The organism is Oceanobacter sp. 4_MG-2023, from assembly GCF_030689165.1.
Classification (GTDB): Bacteria; Pseudomonadota; Gammaproteobacteria; order Pseudomonadales; family Oceanobacteraceae; genus Oceanobacter.
The window spans coordinates 80,932-98,210 of the sequence record NZ_JAUYVV010000007.1; the positions used below are offsets into that span (position 1 = coordinate 80,932).

Annotated in this window: 16 protein-coding genes; 11 read left to right on the top strand and 5 right to left on the bottom strand. The window is 53.7% G+C overall.

What is annotated here, in order from left to right:
* Nucleotides 1-755 precede the first annotated feature (755 nt).
* From Q8W24_RS07150 to Q8W24_RS07180, 7 genes are all read left to right on the top strand, one after another.
* Nucleotides 756-1,838, top strand: a complete 1,083-nt coding sequence (locus tag Q8W24_RS07150; protein WP_305474873.1) for an aromatic ring-hydroxylating dioxygenase subunit alpha — start codon at nt 756-758, stop codon at nt 1,836-1,838.
* A complete protein-coding gene (locus Q8W24_RS07155; RefSeq protein ID WP_305414745.1) occupies nt 1,835-2,989 on the top strand; it encodes an ABC transporter ATP-binding protein in 1,155 nt (384 codons plus the stop codon). Before Q8W24_RS07150 ends, Q8W24_RS07155 begins: the two co-directional genes overlap by 4 nt.
* A gap of 23 nt (nt 2,990-3,012) precedes the next feature.
* Complete coding sequence (locus Q8W24_RS07160) at nt 3,013-4,068, top strand: ABC transporter substrate-binding protein (protein WP_305474875.1); 1,056 nt, start codon at nt 3,013-3,015, stop codon at nt 4,066-4,068.
* A gap of 63 nt (nt 4,069-4,131) precedes the next feature.
* Nucleotides 4,132-5,400 (top strand): ABC transporter permease, encoded by a 1,269-nt coding sequence (locus tag Q8W24_RS07165; protein WP_305474876.1) that lies wholly within the window; start codon nt 4,132-4,134, stop codon nt 5,398-5,400.
* A 12-nt stretch (nt 5,401-5,412) separates the two neighbouring features.
* On the top strand, nt 5,413-6,228 hold the full coding sequence (locus tag Q8W24_RS07170) for an ABC transporter permease (protein WP_303433137.1): 816 nt from the start codon (nt 5,413-5,415) through the stop codon (nt 6,226-6,228).
* A gap of 38 nt (nt 6,229-6,266) precedes the next feature.
* Complete coding sequence (locus Q8W24_RS07175; RefSeq protein ID WP_303433136.1) at nt 6,267-7,058, top strand: phytanoyl-CoA dioxygenase family protein; 792 nt, start codon at nt 6,267-6,269, stop codon at nt 7,056-7,058.
* A gap of 124 nt (nt 7,059-7,182) precedes the next feature.
* Complete coding sequence (locus Q8W24_RS07180) at nt 7,183-8,139, top strand: PDR/VanB family oxidoreductase (protein WP_305474877.1); 957 nt, start codon at nt 7,183-7,185, stop codon at nt 8,137-8,139.
* Between the two features lie 215 nt (nt 8,140-8,354).
* Here Q8W24_RS07180 and glp read toward each other — a convergent pair whose 3' ends face one another.
* Together glp and Q8W24_RS07190 are read right to left on the bottom strand one after the other, a co-directional pair.
* Nucleotides 8,355-9,590: a gephyrin-like molybdotransferase Glp gene (gene glp / locus Q8W24_RS07185; protein WP_305474880.1), complete on the bottom strand. Its 1,236-nt coding sequence runs from the start codon at nt 9,588-9,590 to the stop codon at nt 8,355-8,357.
* Complete coding sequence (locus tag Q8W24_RS07190; protein WP_305474883.1) at nt 9,590-10,279, bottom strand: fumarylacetoacetate hydrolase family protein; 690 nt, start codon at nt 10,277-10,279, stop codon at nt 9,590-9,592. The genes glp and Q8W24_RS07190 overlap by 1 nt, the downstream gene beginning before the upstream one ends.
* Before the next feature lie 332 nt (nt 10,280-10,611).
* On the opposite strand from Q8W24_RS07190, the gene bioB reads away from it, so the two are divergent.
* The 3 genes from bioB (at nt 10,612) to Q8W24_RS07205 (ending at nt 13,612) form a co-directional block, all read left to right on the top strand.
* A complete protein-coding gene (gene bioB / locus Q8W24_RS07195; RefSeq protein ID WP_303433132.1) occupies nt 10,612-11,691 on the top strand; it encodes a biotin synthase BioB in 1,080 nt (359 codons plus the stop codon).
* 138 nt (nt 11,692-11,829) lie between these two features.
* Nucleotides 11,830-12,354 (top strand): Crp/Fnr family transcriptional regulator, encoded by a 525-nt coding sequence (locus Q8W24_RS07200; protein WP_303433131.1) that lies wholly within the window; start codon nt 11,830-11,832, stop codon nt 12,352-12,354.
* A gap of 220 nt (nt 12,355-12,574) precedes the next feature.
* The gene (locus tag Q8W24_RS07205; RefSeq protein ID WP_305474885.1) at nt 12,575-13,612 is read left to right on the top strand and encodes an NAD(P)-dependent alcohol dehydrogenase; all 1,038 of its coding nucleotides are present in this window, start codon (nt 12,575-12,577) and stop codon (nt 13,610-13,612) included.
* Nucleotides 13,613-13,728: 116 nt separating this feature from the next.
* Here the strand turns inward: Q8W24_RS07205 and Q8W24_RS07210 are convergent, their stop codons facing one another.
* From Q8W24_RS07210 to Q8W24_RS07220, 3 genes are all read right to left on the bottom strand, one after another.
* Nucleotides 13,729-14,157, bottom strand: a complete 429-nt coding sequence (locus tag Q8W24_RS07210; RefSeq protein WP_305414757.1) for a hypothetical protein — start codon at nt 14,155-14,157, stop codon at nt 13,729-13,731.
* Nucleotides 14,158-14,419: 262 nt separating this feature from the next.
* A complete protein-coding gene (tkt, locus tag Q8W24_RS07215) occupies nt 14,420-16,408 on the bottom strand; it encodes a transketolase (RefSeq protein ID WP_305414759.1) in 1,989 nt (662 codons plus the stop codon).
* 69 nt (nt 16,409-16,477) lie between these two features.
* A complete protein-coding gene (locus Q8W24_RS07220; RefSeq protein ID WP_305414760.1) occupies nt 16,478-16,639 on the bottom strand; it encodes a hypothetical protein in 162 nt (53 codons plus the stop codon).
* Nucleotides 16,640-16,701: 62 nt separating this feature from the next.
* On the opposite strand from Q8W24_RS07220, the gene Q8W24_RS07225 reads away from it, so the two are divergent.
* Entirely contained in the window at nt 16,702-17,250 is a 549-nt protein-coding gene (locus tag Q8W24_RS07225; protein WP_303433126.1) for a VF530 family protein, read from the top strand.
* Nucleotides 17,251-17,279 lie beyond the last annotated feature (29 nt).

The window sequence follows — 17,279 nt, forward strand, 5'->3', positions numbered from 1 at the left end:
TTGGGTATTATCTGGTGTACGGTCTGATAAATAAATTCAGCCGTCTCTGATTGACAAACGGCCATAAACACGAAAACCGATAACCGATAACCAGACATATCGATATCCATCGCACGCCGAGTCATGAATTTATCATGTAATAACATCCGTTTTTTGATAGCAGCAGCGCGACATATCGTTGTTATGGGCTGGCTGCCCGCATGGACCTGCACCTCATATTTAATAGCCTGCAACGGCGATAATTATTAAATAATGATATTAATCTGAAAGCATATCCTGGCTACATTGGCCACAACACAACCCTTGTCAGTGAAGCAGATCCGCTGTTCTGAATCCCGCTATATTCAGGGGAGCAGCCTTCTCTTTTATCAAGCTTCCGCCTTGTCTGGGAACTGTAATACAGCCTGAGATCCGTTGGCTTATTGCTTAATCAACAACATTGGTCATGGGTTTTAATATCCTCCGGTCTTGTTTTAATTATGCACACAAATGGCGCAACGAGCACATTGATGGCGCATATCTGAATACTATTTTCAAATGTTATAAGAACATTTTTAATATTTTATTTATCAGTTCCAGTCGGACACTATTCATTTCAAGCCTTCCCTCCAGACACATAAGCCACACCGGTGCTGTACGTGTTGGAGGTACACGTTGCCTATTTCAACTTCTAAATCAAGGAGCCTCTAATGACGCAGTTGAACAGTCCAAAGCCAGTCGGTGAGCTTGTTGCTGCTCTCCGTGAGAATTGCGATTTGGATTTTACGAATGCCCGATCCATGCCGCCAGAGGTGTACACATCTGCGCAATTTACCGATCTGGAACAGAACAATATTTTCCGTAAGCAATGGTTGTGCGTTGGCCACGTATCGCGCTTGCCGAATGTCGGGGATTACCTGACGAGTACTATTGGCGATCAACCAGTCGTGGTGCTGCGTGACAATAACGAGCACATACGTGCGCTCTCCAATGTGTGCCTGCACCGTATGTCCGAGCTGTTGCAAGGCACAGGCAACGTCAGCTCAATTGTATGTCCCTACCATGCCTGGGGCTACAACCTTGAAGGGCAACTACGGGGAGCCCCGCAGATGAACCAGCAAAATGGTTTCTGCAAAAGTCACTATCAGTTGCCCGCTGTGCGTTGCGAAGAATGGCAAGGCTGGATCTACATCACCCTGAATGAAGCACTGCCACCGGTCAAGGAGCAGCTCGCAGCGCTGGCCGATTTGGTTGGACACTACCATATGGAAGGTTATGTCGAGGCGTTCCACGAAGAGCACGTCTGGGACTGCAACTGGAAAATTCTGGCTGAAAACTTCATGGAAAGTTACCACTTGCCCATTGTGCACAAGGCGACCGTGGGACCACATACACGCCTGAGTGAAGTGGAATGCCCTCCTGGACACCCAACGTTCAATTATCACTGGTTTACCAAGGAAGCGACCCTGGCAATCGGTAATGCCCATCCCGACAACCACCACCTCGAAGGCCATTGGCGCAAGACATCGGCGTTAATCTCTATCTATCCAAGCCATCTGATTACCCTGACGCCGGGATATTTCTGGTATCTGGTGTTGCAACCCCGCGGCGCTGATCAGGTAAGCATAAGCTTTGGCGGCGGCATGGCACCGGAATACATCAATGATCCCAAAGCCGCCGAGTATCTGAGCGCTCTGAAAGACATGCTGGATGTGGTCAATGCAGAAGATCGCACAGGGGTTGAAGCGGTAATGCGTGGGGTTCGCGCACCGCTGGCCAAGGCCGGACAACTGAGTCATCTGGAGCGTCCGCTCTATGATTTCGCCCGCTATATTAGCGAGCAGGTGGGCAGCGCATGAGTGTAGCAATGAACCATGCAGACCAGCCTCAGGATTCACAAGCCTTTATCAATCTGAGCGATGTCTGCAAGTCATACGACGGCAGAGACTATGTGGTGTATGACCTGAATCTGACCATCAACAAGGGCGAGTTTGTCTCACTGTTGGGGCCATCAGGCTCCGGCAAGACCACCACCCTGATGATGCTGGCCGGGTTCGAAACGCCGAGCCAGGGCGAGATACGTATGGGTGGCAAACGTCTGGATGATCTGCCGCCTTATAACCGCGATATCGGTATGGTTTTCCAGAACTACGCCTTGTTCCCTCATATGACGATTGCGGAAAACGTAGGTTTTGCCCTGTCGGTACGCAAGGTCGGACGCGAGCAGATCAAAACCCGGGTCAAACAGGCACTCGATATGGTGGAGCTGTCCCATGTGGCGAACCGCCGCCCGTCGCAGCTATCCGGTGGCCAGCAGCAGCGGGTTGCACTGGCCAGGGCACTGGTGTTCGAGCCCAGTCTGGTCTTGATGGATGAACCCCTGGGAGCGCTGGACAAGCGCCTGCGCGAACAAATGCAGTACGAAATAATGCGTTTGCACCGTGAGTTGGGGCTCACCACCGTCTATGTGACACACGATCAATCCGAAGCATTAACCATGTCCGATCGTGTTGCCGTGTTCTTCGATGGTCGTATCCAGCAAATTGCGCCGGCCCATGAATTATATGAGTCTCCACACAATGCCTTCGTTGCCAACTTCGTTGGTGAAAATAACGGGCTCGATGGCCGGATTACTGAGATCGATCACGCCACAGCCACTTTGACGTTATCAAACGGCACAAAAATTCGTGGTGGCGTCAGCCAGAACCTGCGACAGGACACACCGGGAATGCTGTTTCTTCGCCCGGAGCAAGTTCGCATCGCGGATGGTGATCTCAATCTCGGCAACCGCGTGCAAGGACTGGTGGAAGATATCGTCTACTGCGGTGATCACCATCGTGTTCATCTGCGTCTGAGTGAGTCGGATCGACTACTGTGTAAGCTCCCCAATAGTCGGGAACATTGCCTGCCAATTGCCGGAAGTACAGTGAACGTCACCTGGCGAATCGATGATTGCAAGGTTTTATCCCCATTGCTTGCGTCTCATCAAAGCACCTCCTCTCCCTGTTAACTCTAACTGATAGAAGGACTGATATGAAAACCATGCCCAAAACCAATTTCCTGGCAGGCGCTTCAATGCTAGCCACTTTACTCGCTGCCGGGCCTCTCCATGCAGAGACAACGTTATCGGTGGTCACGTACGGTGGTGCCTTTGAGAACGCTGTGCAAGAAGCCTATTTTAAGCCTTATGCAAAAGCGACAGGAACTGAATTCAGTCTCGAATCCTATGACGGCGGCTTGGCCAAGCTGGCTGCGATGGTTCAGGCCAACAATACCAGCTGGGATCTTATTGATCTGGAGTCCAACGACGCCGTTGCCGGCTGTGATGAAGGGCTGCTGATGCCACTGGATGAATCCATTCTGGGAGACACCAGTGATTTTATTCCCGGCTCCATTGGCGACTGTGCCGTTGCCAGCATGATCTGGTCGACCGTATTTGCCTATGACAAAGAGGCGCTGGCCACTGGCCCTACTCTGATCAGCGACTTCTTTGACACGGACAAATTCCCTGGCAAACGTGGCTTGCGCAAAAGCCCCAAAGGCACGCTGGAATGGGCTCTGCTGGCCGATGGCGTCAGTAAAGACAAGGTCTACGACGTCCTGGCAACCAAAAAAGGGCTGGACCGTGCATTCCGTCAACTCGATGCCATCAAGCAGGATATCATCTGGTGGGAATCCGGCGCACAAGCTCCTCAACTGCTTGCCGATGGCGCGGTTGTGATGACGCAAGCCTATAACGGCCGTATTCATGATTCCGTGAAAAACGATGGCAGTGCCTTTGTCACGGTCTGGGACGGACAGATCTACGATTATGAATGGTGGGGTGTCCCGGCCGGTGCCCCGAATGCTGAAGAGGCATTTGAGTTCATCGCCTATGCATCTCGCGCGGATGTCACCTCCCAGCTCTCCCGTTACATCTCTTACGCGCCGCCGCGCAAAAATGCTTTGCCATTGATTGAGAAGGACATTCTCGAAGACCTGCCAACGGCTGATGCCAACTTCAAGAATGCAGTCCAGATTGATGTGGATTTCTGGGTCGATAACTTTGACGTCATCAACAAGCGCTTCCAGGTGTGGCTAGCTCGCTGACAGACCTCGGCTGGCCACCAATCGGTGGCCAGCACCGATGCTTGCATTATCCCGGAGTTCCGTATGAATGAGACTATACCCACGCCAGAGGGTGGCCTGGCTGCACCCGACGCATTGAATGATGCCGAACGGCTTCAGGCGTATCGCCGAGTAAAACGGCAGGAATCACGCAAAGCCTTATTGCTGGCCGCCCCTCTGCTGCTGTTTTTATTGATTACCTTTATTGCTCCTATCGGCACTCTGCTTCTGCGCAGCATACAAAATCCAGAAGTGCCGCTGGCGCTGCCAGAGGCCACCAAGCTGTTACAGCATTGGGATGAGGCCGCAATGCCTGGTGCTGATATTTATGCCGCGATGGCACAGGACCTGGTGCAGGCCAGCAAACAGGGGAAGCTGGGGCGGGTTGCCCGACGCATGAATTTTTACAACCCGGCCATGCGCAGTTTGCTGTTGAAAACAGCACGAAAACTGAAACGGGATTCACGCGATGATCTTCAGGCAGCGTTACTGGCCAGCGATTCCCGCTGGGGTGACAAGGAAATCTGGCGCGTACTCAAGCGTGCCGGACAATCCCCGACCCCTGATTACCTGCTCAATGCGGTAGACAGCTATGTCGACAAGACCGGGAGTGTGGCCAGTTTACCGCCAGAAGAGTCGGTCTACCTCGCCGCCTTCTCCCGGACCATCTGGATCAGTACCAGCGTGACCCTGCTGTGCCTGCTGCTGGCATATCCAGTGGCCTGGTTATTGGCGAATTTGCCCGCACGTCAAGGCCGCAAGCTGATGCTGCTGGTCATCATCCCTTTCTGGACATCGCTACTGGTACGCACCACCGCCTGGTATGTGTTGCTGCAACCCAATGGCGTAATCAATAGCCTGCTCAGTGGTCTCGGACTGGTAAGCCAGCCCATACCGCTGGTCTTCAACCGTACCGGCGTGTTGATTGGCATGACGCATATTATGTTGCCGTTCATGATATTGGCCATTTATTCGGTCATGAAAGGCATATCACCCGTCTATTTACGGGCTGCCCAGTCGTTGGGTGCCAAGCCACTGACCGCCTTTATCCGGGTCTACGTACCACAAACCCTTGCCGGTGTCGGTGCCGGCTGCTTTCTGGTGTTTGTTCTATCGTTGGGCTACTACATCACGCCAGCGCTACTCGGTGGTGCAGGTGATGAAATGATCAGCCAGCTGATTTCGATACAGACGAACCAGCAGTTGAACTGGGGCCTGGCTGGAGCATTATCGGCTTACCTGGTGATTTTCACCGCCATCTTTTACTTCATTTTTAATCGCCTGGTCGGTATTGACCGCCTGCGCTTCGGCTAACCGGAGAAGTTTATGAAATCTCATTACTGGTCGCGCCTTGAGCGCTGGAGTGCACGCTGGGTTCGAGTACACACAGCAGTGGTGCTGTTTTTCCTGATCGCACCGATCCTGATCATCATCCCTTTGTCGTTCAATACCAGCACCTACTTTTCCTATCCGATGGATGGTGTATCGCTGCGCTGGTACCAGGCTGCCCTGTTTGACGATCAATGGCAGCGGGCCTTGCTGAACAGCCTGGGGATTGGCTTTGCCTCCACACTGCTGGCCACCATACTGGGGACACTGGCAGCACTGGGGCTGACCCGGCCCGGATTCCCCTTGCGCGGGTTAATCATGCCGCTGCTGATCTCGCCGATGATTATTCCCATTGTGGTGGTGGCCGCCGGCTTCTACTACATTTTTGCGCCGTTCGGCCTGGTGGACTCATATCTGGGTGTAATTCTCGCTCACACCGTACTGGGCACGCCGTTTGTGGTGATTACCGTGTGTGCCGGCTTGCAGTCGTTCGACCACAGCCTGACCCGCGCCGCCAGTGGCCTTGGTGCCACACCCTGGGTCTGTTTTCGCCGCGTCACCCTGCCATTGATTACCCCCTCCGTTGCCACCGGAGCCATCTTTGCATTTGCCACCTCATTTGATGAGGTGATCGTCGTGCTGTTTATCGGCGGTGCCGAACAACGCACCGTGCCACGCCAGATGTGGAGCGGCATCCGCGATCAGATTGACCCGTCAATCCTCGCGGTTGCCACATTGCTCATCCTCTTTGTTCTGGCGCTGTACGGCTGTGCCAGCTGGCTGAGCAATCGTCACCGGAACGAGATGCCGTAAGAAAACCTGAAACCATGATCAGAACCAAGGAGCAAACTGTGAACAAGACATTACGTGAGGATTTTGCCCGTGATGGCGCCGTGGTCATTCGCGGGCTATTCAAAGACTGGATTGAACCGCTGCGGGAAGCGGTCGATTACAATCTGGCGCACCCAGGGCCTTTCTTCAAGAACTACACGCCAGATCAGAGCAAAGGGCGCTTCATCGCAGACTACTGTAATTGGGCAAATAACCCGGGCTATCGCCAATTTGTACAGGAAGGACCAGCAGCAAGTGTGGCCCAGCAGGTCATGGGATCGAAGCAGGTACGGATTTTTCATGAACACGTGCTTATCAAGGAGGCGGGCAATACCAAACTGACCCCTTGGCACCACGATGAGCCATATTACTGTACCAAAGCCGATCAAACCGTCAGCATCTGGTTGCCTCTTGACCCGGTACCACGCAGCTCCAGTGTTGAATTTGTTGCTGGCTCCCATCGCTGGGGCAAGCTGTTTCGTCCGCGCAAGTTTACCGGGGTGGATTATGACCACAAGGCAACCAACCTCGAAGTCATGCCCGATATTGAAGCCAACAAGGACGACTACACGATTCTGGGCTGGGATCTGGAGCCTGGTGACGCAATCGCGTTTGACTACCTGACGGTACACGGTGCGCCGGGTAACGCATCCAGAGACACGTCACGACGTGTGATTTCCACCCGCTGGCTCGGCGATAACGCCTGTTATGTCGACCGCGGAGGTGAAACCTCCCCCCCCTTTCCAGAGCTGATCGGCCGCCTGAAAAACGGTGATCCTCTGCCAGAGGACGAGTTCCCTTTTATCCTCTAAAACCCTGGCTGGTATCGCAGGAGACACGGTAGCCACAACCACCGGGGATACCGTCTCCTGCAAGGGAGGAACTGACACCCCGGGCCAGAGACTGGCCCACTTCAATCTTTAAATGAGAAAACCGATGGCTGATAAAAATATAGTCGCACTGGTGCATGGGATTCGTTATGAAGCACAAGGGATAATCCGTATTGAATTGCGCCCTTTGGCTGATGCTGTATTCCCTTCATTTGAGCCGGGAGCGCATATTGATCTGCACTTGCCTTGCGGTATCAACCGCAGCTATTCCTTGCTGGGTTCACCGCACACCCTGGATCGCTATGTGGTCGCGGTATTGAGAGACCAGAACAGTCGCGGTGGTTCAGCGTGGATCCATGACAAGTTGCGGGTCGGTACTGAGCTGGTGATATCAGCGCCACGTAATCACTTTCCGGTGGATGCATCAGCGCAGAAAAATGTACTGCTTGCAGGCGGCATTGGTATAACGCCTATCTTTTGTATGTACCGGGAGCTGCTTCTGAAGGGGAGTTCCCCAGTGCTGATATATTGCGCCCGGTCGCGGGCAGAGGCAGCCATGCTGGACGAAATCACGGCTCTGGGTGGCAAGGTTTATTATCATTTCGACGATGAGTCCGGCTCCACTCCAGACCTTCAGGCGCTCTTGCGCGGATATGATAAAGACAGCCATTTTTACGGTTGCGGCCCGGTGGCCATGCTGGATGCCTTTCACGCTGCCTGTGAGCAACTGGGCTATGAGTTTGTTCATATCGAACGCTTCACAGCAGCAGAGATAGCAGCGTCAGCGGATGCTCGGACAAGTTATGAGGTTGAACTGGCCCAATCCGGCCAAACGTTGCAGATCCAGGCTGGAGAAAATTTGCTGAATCGCCTTCTGGATGCTGGCGTTGATGTTGGTTTTGCCTGTCAGGAAGGGCTCTGTGGTTCCTGTGAAGTGACCGTTATCGACGGCGAAGTAGATCATCGTGACAGTGTTTTGTCACCCAGCGAACAGGCAACAAATACCACCATGATGGTCTGTGTCTCGGGCTGCAAGAGCGCCAAATTAACGCTCGATCTCTAAAAATATCAGGCGGACATCTTTTTTGTGTTTGTCCGCCAGATCATTGCAGTACCCGACATCATGACGATCCCCAACAGAGCATCGACAGCCAATCTCTGGAAGTGCCGTTCAACCAGCTTACCTTTCCTTGTAAAACACCTTGCCCTGCTCACTCTGCTGTTTGTACTTGCGCCGATCAGGAATCAGCACAGTGCCAACCCCTACAATAACGCTCCCTACAATAACAGCCCATCAAACAGCTCAATACGGACAGGTTGGCCTTTCTCCAGACTGGAGCTATCGCCATCCAGCAAAATATACGCGTTGGCTGCCGACATGGTACTTAGCAGTGCGGATCCCTGACGTGCCAATGGTGTGACTTGCAGCACTCCGTCTTCGGTCGTTGAGACCACGGCACGCTGAAACTCCAACCGCCCCGGACGACGGTGTAACCCACAGGTCAGACGAGCGCGCAGGGCAAGCCGTGGTGGAGTATTGTCTCCTGCCAATGTTGTTAATATCGGCACCACCAGCTGATCAAACGTCACCATGGTCGATACCGGATTGCCCGGCAAACCGGCAAACCAGCTGTTTGGCAAACGACCGAAGGCAAACGGTTTGCCCGGTTTGATGGCCAGTTTCCATAATCCCACCTGGCCCAGCTCATCCAGCACCTGCTTGCTGAAATCCGCTTCCCCCACTGAGACGCCGCCAGAAGCAATGACCAGATCCGCCTGACTGTCGGCATTCTGATAGGCTTGCCGTAATGCCTGCGGGTCATCCGCGATAATGCCGAAATGAATGACGGTGCAGCCCAACCGTACCAGCAAGGCGGCCAGTACCTGGCTGTTGGACTCATAAATCTGCCCGGTCTGTAACGGCTGCCCCGGTGTCACCAGTTCATTACCGGTGGCCATAATGGCAACTCGTACCCGACGGCGTACCACTACCTGGTCAATACCAAGACTGGCCAGCAATCCGATGTCAGCCGCCCGTAAACGCCGCCCCGCGGCCAGAACGATATCACCAACGGCCACTTCTTCTCCGCGCCGCCGAATATTCGCTGATGGTTTGACCGCCGCCAGAAAGCGCACCTTGCCGTCGTCATCCAGTTCGGCATCTTCTTGCATGATGACGGTATTGGCGCCTTCCGGCAGCATCGCGCCGGTCATGATACGCGCGCATTCTCCGGGTAATATCGGTTGGGTTGCGGCATCTCCCGCCAGGATACGCTGGTTAACGTCCAGCCAATCAAATTCGGTCAGATCCTCTACCCGCACGGCATAACCGTCCATGGCGGAGTTATCGGTCGGTGGCAAGTCCAGACAGCTTTGCACATCGGCAGCCAATATGCGGCCGTCAGCCTGGGACAGTGGCACCCACTCTTCTTCGGTCAGAGGCGTCAGCGACGACAGGATTTGTTCCAGAGCCTCATCCAGGCTTTGCAGGCCCGGGGCATCACAAGAAGCCATTATTGACCTCCTTGTGTGGCACTGGACGGTCGAGCCGCTACCTGACATGAGACCGACAACCAGTCCTGCAAGGTCGCAGTCAACTGATCCCCCGCTTCCAGCGGCCCAACTCCGGCCGGGGTGCCGGTCAGCACCAGATCCCCGGGGTTAAGCGTAAATTGCTGGCTGATCGCGACCAGCAGATCCGCCACTGGAAACAACATCGCCTTGCTGTTGCCCTGCTGCTGCAAGGTACCGTTTCGCGTCAGGGACAGCTCCAGATCCCCCCAGTCACTCACCTGTTCTGCGGCAATAAAACGGGATACCGGGCAAGCACCATCAAATGCCTTGGCCCGTTCCCAGGGGTGGCCTTTCTTTTTGAGCCCGCTTTGTACATCACGCAAGGTCAAATCCAGAGCCAGGCCCACCCCGGCAATGGCAGCCAGAGCCTCATCGGCACTGGCCTGGGACAGTGTCTCTCCAATCAGCAAGGCAATTTCTAGTTCATGATGCACGGCCCCCATACCGTCGGGGATCGAGAGGTCCCCCTCCATGGCGACCACAGCATCGGCGGGCTTGATAAACAGCAGCGGCTGTTCCGGGATGGGGTTATTTAATTCAGCGGCATGAGCAGCATAGTTGCGACCCACACAGACAGCCTTGCCTGTCGCAAACGCAAAGGGTGCATCATTCAGAAATGGGTAGTACACGGCAAACCTCGACTGACAGCAAAATCAAGCTGCTACTATAACGCGAAATCGCCTAAAACCGACCATGAGCACCGATACCAAACCCGCTCCAGCCACCCGTGTTCCATTCAGTGGTTGCAACAGCGCTCTTTGTCCTGGTCGCCGCCATGACTCCTGACTATTTCAGCGGTTTGTTTCAGCGGCCTGTTCCGACTGACGCCCCCGACCTTGGCAGCTGACTATCGAACGTTTTTTAAACAATAGTCAGCAAATGGCTGGCCCCAAATTGCCTGTTGCCTCGGCAGGCTGCAGTATTCACCTTTATATTCCTGTATCAGCAAATGGAGACCGCCATGGGCAGTGCCGTAGCAGCCAACTTTCCGTCCTCTTCGCAGCCAAACAACGCGGCCATCCGCAATGACTGGACTCTGGACGAGGTACAGGCATTGCTGAATCTGCCGTTTAATGACCTGCTGTTCCAGGCTCAAACCGTACACCGCCAGTTTTTTGATCCCAACGCCGTACAGGTCAGCACCCTGCTGTCGATCAAAACCGGCGCTTGCCCGGAAGACTGTGCCTACTGCCCGCAAAGTGCCCGTTACGATACCGGCCTCGAAAAAGAACGCCTGATGGAAGTGGAAGCGGTACTGGAAAAAGCCAAGGCCGCCAAAGCCGCCGGTTCCGACCGCTTTTGCATGGGAGCCGCCTGGCGCTCGCCGCGTGAAAAAGACATGCCTTACGTATTGGCCATGGTAAAAGGCGTCAAGGAGCTTGGTCTGGAAACCTGCATGACCCTCGGCATGCTTGATGCCGACAAGGCCAACCGTCTGGGCGAAGCCGGTCTGGATTATTACAATCACAACCTGGATACCTCACCCGACTATTACGGTGAAATCATCACCACCCGCAGCTATGGCGACCGTCTGGAAACTCTTGATAACGTCCGTAAAGCCGGTATGAAAGTCTGCTCTGGCGGGATTCTGGGAATGGGTGAAAGCCAGCGGGACCGTGCCGGTCTGTTACGCCAGCTGGCCAATCTGCCACAACACCCGGACTCCGTACCCATTAACCAGTTGGTGAAAGTCGCCGGTACGCCACTGGAACATGAAGCCGACGTTGACCCACTCGACTTTATCCGCACCATTGCCGTGGCCCGTATCCTGATGCCCAGGTCCCATGTGCGGTTAAGTGCCGGACGTGAAGAAATGAGCGAAGAAATGCAGGCCATGTGTTTCTTTGCCGGTGCCAATTCCATTTTCTACGGTGAATGCCTGCTGACCACACCCAACCCTGCTGCCAACAAAGACCAGCAGCTGTTTCGCAAACTGGGTATCAACTCGGAACACAAGGTCACCCAGGCACCACAGCAACTGGATGACCTGATTCCAGAACCCCGGGATGAATCGGAATTATATGAACGTTTAGGCGCCTGATCAGCGCCCACTGAGACCGATAGTGCTGGCAGAATCTGCCAGCATATAGGCCATCACCGCCCGGAACATGGTTCTGCTTTCCTTTATATGCTGCTTGGCAGTACCATGGGAATCAGGTTCCAGTCACAAGTGATCGCCATGATTCCTGACTCTGCCAGTCCCCGCTCCTCCACAACTGCCCGACTGAGTCCACAACGTCTGCAGTTACTGCAGAATCGTCCAATTTTTGGCGCTCTCAGTGCGGATGCCATCAATTTTATCGAACAACGCTGTATCCCGAGACAACTCAAGGCACAACAAGTCTTTTTTTACGAAGACGATCCGGCCAGCTCTATTTTCATCCTGGAAACCGGCCGTGCTGAAGTAATGAAACAATGCGGTGACGAGATGCGCCAGCTACGGCAACTTGGGCCGGGTGACAGTTTTGGCGAAATGGCTGTTGTCGACATGAACCCTCGTGGTGCAACCGTGCGGGCAATTACCGACTGTATCGCCCTTGAGTTACCCACAGCAGCACTCTATGAGCTGTATCAATACGATCTCGAACAGTTCACCCTGATTCAAATGAATATGCTGCGGGAAATCAGCCGCCGCCTGCGCTTCCTTAATGCCAAGTTAGCCGCCACTCACCCGGATATCCTCGAAACCGCTTCAAAATTCTAGCGGTCCGGTTCCCGACCGCGCTTCTTTCTTGCCATCCCCCTGCCTGGAATGATCCGGAGATCACCCAAGACAACTTTTGCCGGGCGCCATACGGTCTGTCGGTTTTTGCGATCCCGGTTAACCAATCTCGCCAGCACGCGGCAAAAACTTGCCGTTCTCTGATAGCCCGATGCCGGATTAAGGTCACAATAGCCGTTTCAATATTCGCCAGGAGCAGATCATGATTACAGGTTATGCGGTATTTGAAGCCGGTGGAACATTACGCCCCTATCAGTACGACCCCGGCCCATTAGGCAGCCATCAGGTTGAGATTGCCGTGGAATATTGCGGCCTGTGCCATAGTGATCTGAGCATGATCAATAACGACTGGGGCGTCAGCCAATACCCCTTTATTCCTGGCCATGAAGCGGTTGGCCGCATTGCTGCGGTTGGTGAACTGGTCACACAGTTTACGGTGGGGGATGCCGTTGGCTTGGGCTGGCAATCCGGCTTTTGCCATACCTGCGATTGCTGCATGAACGGTGACCACAACCTGTGTTATTCCGTTGAAGAAACCATTGTTGGCCGCCACGGTGGTTTTGCCGACCGTGTTCGGGCAGCAGCCAGTAGTGTGGTTGCGATCCCGCCCGGTATTCCGCTGCAACAGGCCGGGCCATTGTTTTGTGCCGGTGTAACAACCTTTAACCCCTTGATGCAGCAGCAGTTATCTCCTACTGCCCGAGTCGCTGTGATTGGTATTGGTGGCTTGGGGCATTTGGCGCTGCAGTTTCTTAAAGCCTGGGGCTGTGAGGTCACTGCCTTTACCTCATCACCAGACAAAGCGGAAGAAGCGCGTCGTTTTGGCGCTCATGAAATTATTAACAGCCGCGACAGCAGCGCTCTGAAGGCCGCCCGCAACCACTTCGATCTGATTATTTCGACCGTCAATGTCAAACTCGAATGGCAACGTTATATCGCCACGCTCAAGCCTAAAGGAAAGCTGGTTTTGTTGGGGGTGTTGCTGGAGCCACTGGATATCAGCCTGATTGGCCAACGGGCGGTGATGGCATCGGAAGTGGGCAGTCCGGGTACCATCAAGACCATGCTTGATTTTGCCGCCCGCCACGGCATCGTACCGCAAACAGAAGTGATGCCAATAAGTGCCATCAATCAGGCACTCAGCCATCTGGAGGCTGGCAAACCACGTTACCGTATTGTGTTGCAACAGGACGTTGTCCAACCCGATGTGATATCCGGGCTGGATTCAGCTTCCGCATAATGCCGGGCCAATCCTGGCGGCGAATATTGAGAGGCTCTGCCGTTCATCTGGCAGGGCTTTTGACAGGGCTTTTATTGTCGCTGGCCGTTGGCCAGGATAACAGGCGAGATCAGGGCTCAGAAAAAGCGCCCCAGAAAACCTTGTTTATGCTGCAAGCGTAACTTCAACTTGCCTTCCGCATGCTGGACCAGGGTCTCAAATTGATTGGCTATAAATTCACTTTTACCGGAGCTGTGAATAACACGGTCTTCCAGTTTGGCGAAGGTGGTGCTCCACAAATGCTTGGGACTCCAGTCCTCAGGGACATTACCAACCGGTATGACCATACCAGCGTCACGCAGGAAAAATTCCACGGACAGACTGATTCTGGGTTTAAAAGAAGCTACATGAGTACTGACACTGCTAACGGATTTCCATTCCCCGGTAGGGAACACAGTCAGCTGGGTGTTTTTGTGCGTCGCACCACGAATACTGAATTTTTCAAACTGAAACGTGTGGCTTCCTTGTCTGGCCTGAGCCGGTGAGCGGACTGTCGATTCTTCCATTACGCATCCTTACAGCTTACGGGGCTTACAATACGGAGTGCCTATAAAGCGGCGAGGTAGCCAGTAAGTGTTACCGGTCCTGAGAGGGGAAACGCGGCAACACTTACTGACAGATTACATATTACATTGTAGAAATTTCGGAATAAAGTCTGATGCTTATAACACCATTGATGCAAATCAGCAGCCAAGTGCCCATCATTTAACGCCAAGCCTGATGGTCAGGGACCTGCTCCTGCAAGTATCCCGCAGATCCCGCCGTTTTTCAGCCAACCGTCGCGATGGAATTAACCACTTTGTCTACGGTAAAGCCAAAGTGAGCCATCAAATCAGCGGCCGGAGCGGATTCGCCAAACGTATCCATCCCGACAATAGCACCCTGCAACCCAACAAATTTGTACCAGTAATCCTTGTGCAACGCCTCAACAGCTACTCGTGCTGTTACTGCAGCAGGCAATACGGACTCTATATAACCAGCTTCTTGTTTACAGAATATTTCAGCGCACGGCATGGAAACCACACGAACGGCTTTATCGGTCACTTGCTCTGCTGCCGCCATCGCCAAACCAACTTCTGAACCGGTGGCAATTACAATCACATCCGGAGTGCCATCACAGTCTTTCAGAATGTAACCACCCCGTGCCACATTGGCGAGTTGGTCTTCAGTACGTGCTTGATGAGGCAACCCCTGACGTGAAAAGATCAGCGCCGATGGGCCGTCAACCCGCTCTACTGCCGACTTCCAGGCAACCGCGCTTTCCACGGTATCGCATGGACGCCATGTTTCCAGGTTTGGCGTATTACGCAGGCTGGCAACCTGCTCGACCGGTTGGTGAGTCGGGCCATCTTCACCCAGACCAATGGAGTCATGGGTATACACAAAAATAGCACGCTGCTTCATCAGTGATGCCATGCGCACCGCATTACGGGCGTATTCCATAAACATCAAAAAGGTCGCACCGTAAGGGATAAAGCCCTTGTGTAATGCCACGCCATTCATCATGGCACTCATGCCGAATTCACGGACACCGTAAAACAGGTAGTTACCGCTGGCATCCTCAGCACTGATACCAGTGGCGCCCGACCACAGGGTCAGGTTGGAACCCGCCAGATCCGCCGAACCACCCAGGAATTCTGGCAGCAAGGGGCCAAAGGTATTCAACGTATTCTGGGAAGCCTTACGGGATGCGATCGTTGCACCATTGGCCTGACATTCGGCGATGTAGGCTGTGGCCTGCTCGCTGAAATCCGCAGGCAAGTCGCCTTTCATACGGCGTTCAAACTCAGCTGCCAATTCCGGATAGGCAGCCGCATAGGCAGCAAATGTTTCCTTCCAGGATTGTTCGACCGCGGCACCTTTTTCTTTGGCATCCCAGCCGGTATAGATATGAGCCGGAATATCAAATGGGCCATGTTCCCAGCCCAGGCGAGCACGGGTTAACGCGATTTCGTCATCGCCCAATGGAGCGCCGTGGCAATCTTCCTTGCCTTCCTTGTTGGGTGAGCCAAAACCGATAATGGTCTTGCAGCAAATCAGCGTCGGTTGCTCAGTGTTGGCACGAGCTGTCTCGATAGCCATACGAATTTCTTCCGCATCGTGACCATCCACATGACGTATCACTTGCCAGCCATAGGCTTCAAAACGAGCGGCGGTATCATCGGTAAACCAGCCTTCGACTTCCCCATCAATGGAAATGCCGTTGTCATCGTAGAAGGCAACCAGCTTGCCCAACCCCAGAGTGCCGGCCAGTGAACACACTTCGTGAGAGATGCCTTCCATCATGCAGCCGTCACCCATAAAGACATAGGTGTTATGGTCAACAATTTCATGCCCTGGACGGTTGAACTGGGCAGCCAGCACTTTTTCGGCTACGGCCATACCGACACCGTTGGCAATCCCCTGACCTAAAGGTCCGGTGGTGGTTTCAATGCCAGGGGCATAACCATATTCCGGATGACCCGGTGTTTTGCTGTGCAGCTGACGGAAATTTTTCAGGTCGTCGATCGACAGGTCGTACCCGGTCAGATGCAGCAAGGAATAAATCAACATGGAGCCGTGACCATTGGAAAGGATAAAACGGTCGCGGTCAGCCCATTCGGGGTTGCCCGGGTTATGTTTCAGGTAGTCGTTCCATAACACCTCAGCGATATCAGCCATGCCCATTGGCGCACCGGGGTGGCCACTTTTGGCCTTTTGGACTGCGTCCATACTTAATGCGCGGATGGCGTTAGCCAGTTCTGTACGAGAGGTCATGTTACGACTCCTGGTTTGTGTCAAGGTTAGCCAGCACAGGATAGCAGACGGGTCGTCGGGCGATAGGAATCACTCTCCTGACAATTGCTCTGGCGTGTAAAGGCGCGCATTGTCGCGCAGAGCTACAGCAAGGGCAATGCTGATCCTTCTATCCCGTGTGCGCTGACCTTTATTTACAGAATAAAAAGCCGTGGCACCGCTCGGATGTCCCGTTTGATTCAAGTATTTCATTCGTGTGTTTTCCTGACAGCAACAGGTACAATCACGGCCTTCACTTTTTTTGCGGATGGTTCATGAGCGACGATATCAATTACAAGAACAACCCATTACATGGCGTGGGATTAAAACAGATGCTGGTTGAGCTGGTCGGCCATTATGGTTTTGATATTCTGTTTGCGTACTTGAACATCAACTGTTTCAAAACCAACCCCAGCATCGACGCCAGTGTGAAGTTTTTGAAAAAAACCACCTGGGCTCGTGAGAAGGTGGAAGTCTTTTACTTGTATCAGTTCAAGAATCTGCCCAAAGCGTCGTCCACCCAGTTTGCCCTGCCCCCCCGAGACCGGATTATTCCAGCCCACCAGCAACCTGGTGAACCGGCGATTCTGAGTCTGGAAGATGCGGAACGGTTACGGGAAAAACGAGCAAAACAGGCGGCGGAACACGGTAAAAAACCACGTTCGGACAACAAACGTACCAGCAACCACGCCCGTTCAAGCAGCTATCGACACAGCACGTCGACATCGGCTGAACCGCCGGCTTCTTCAGCTCAACCTTCCAGTGGTTCTGACAGTAACAGCAAGCCGGATCCTTGGGCCAAGGCACGCAACAAGTTCGAATAGGCCTGATGTCTGTACCTTCTGTTTCGAGC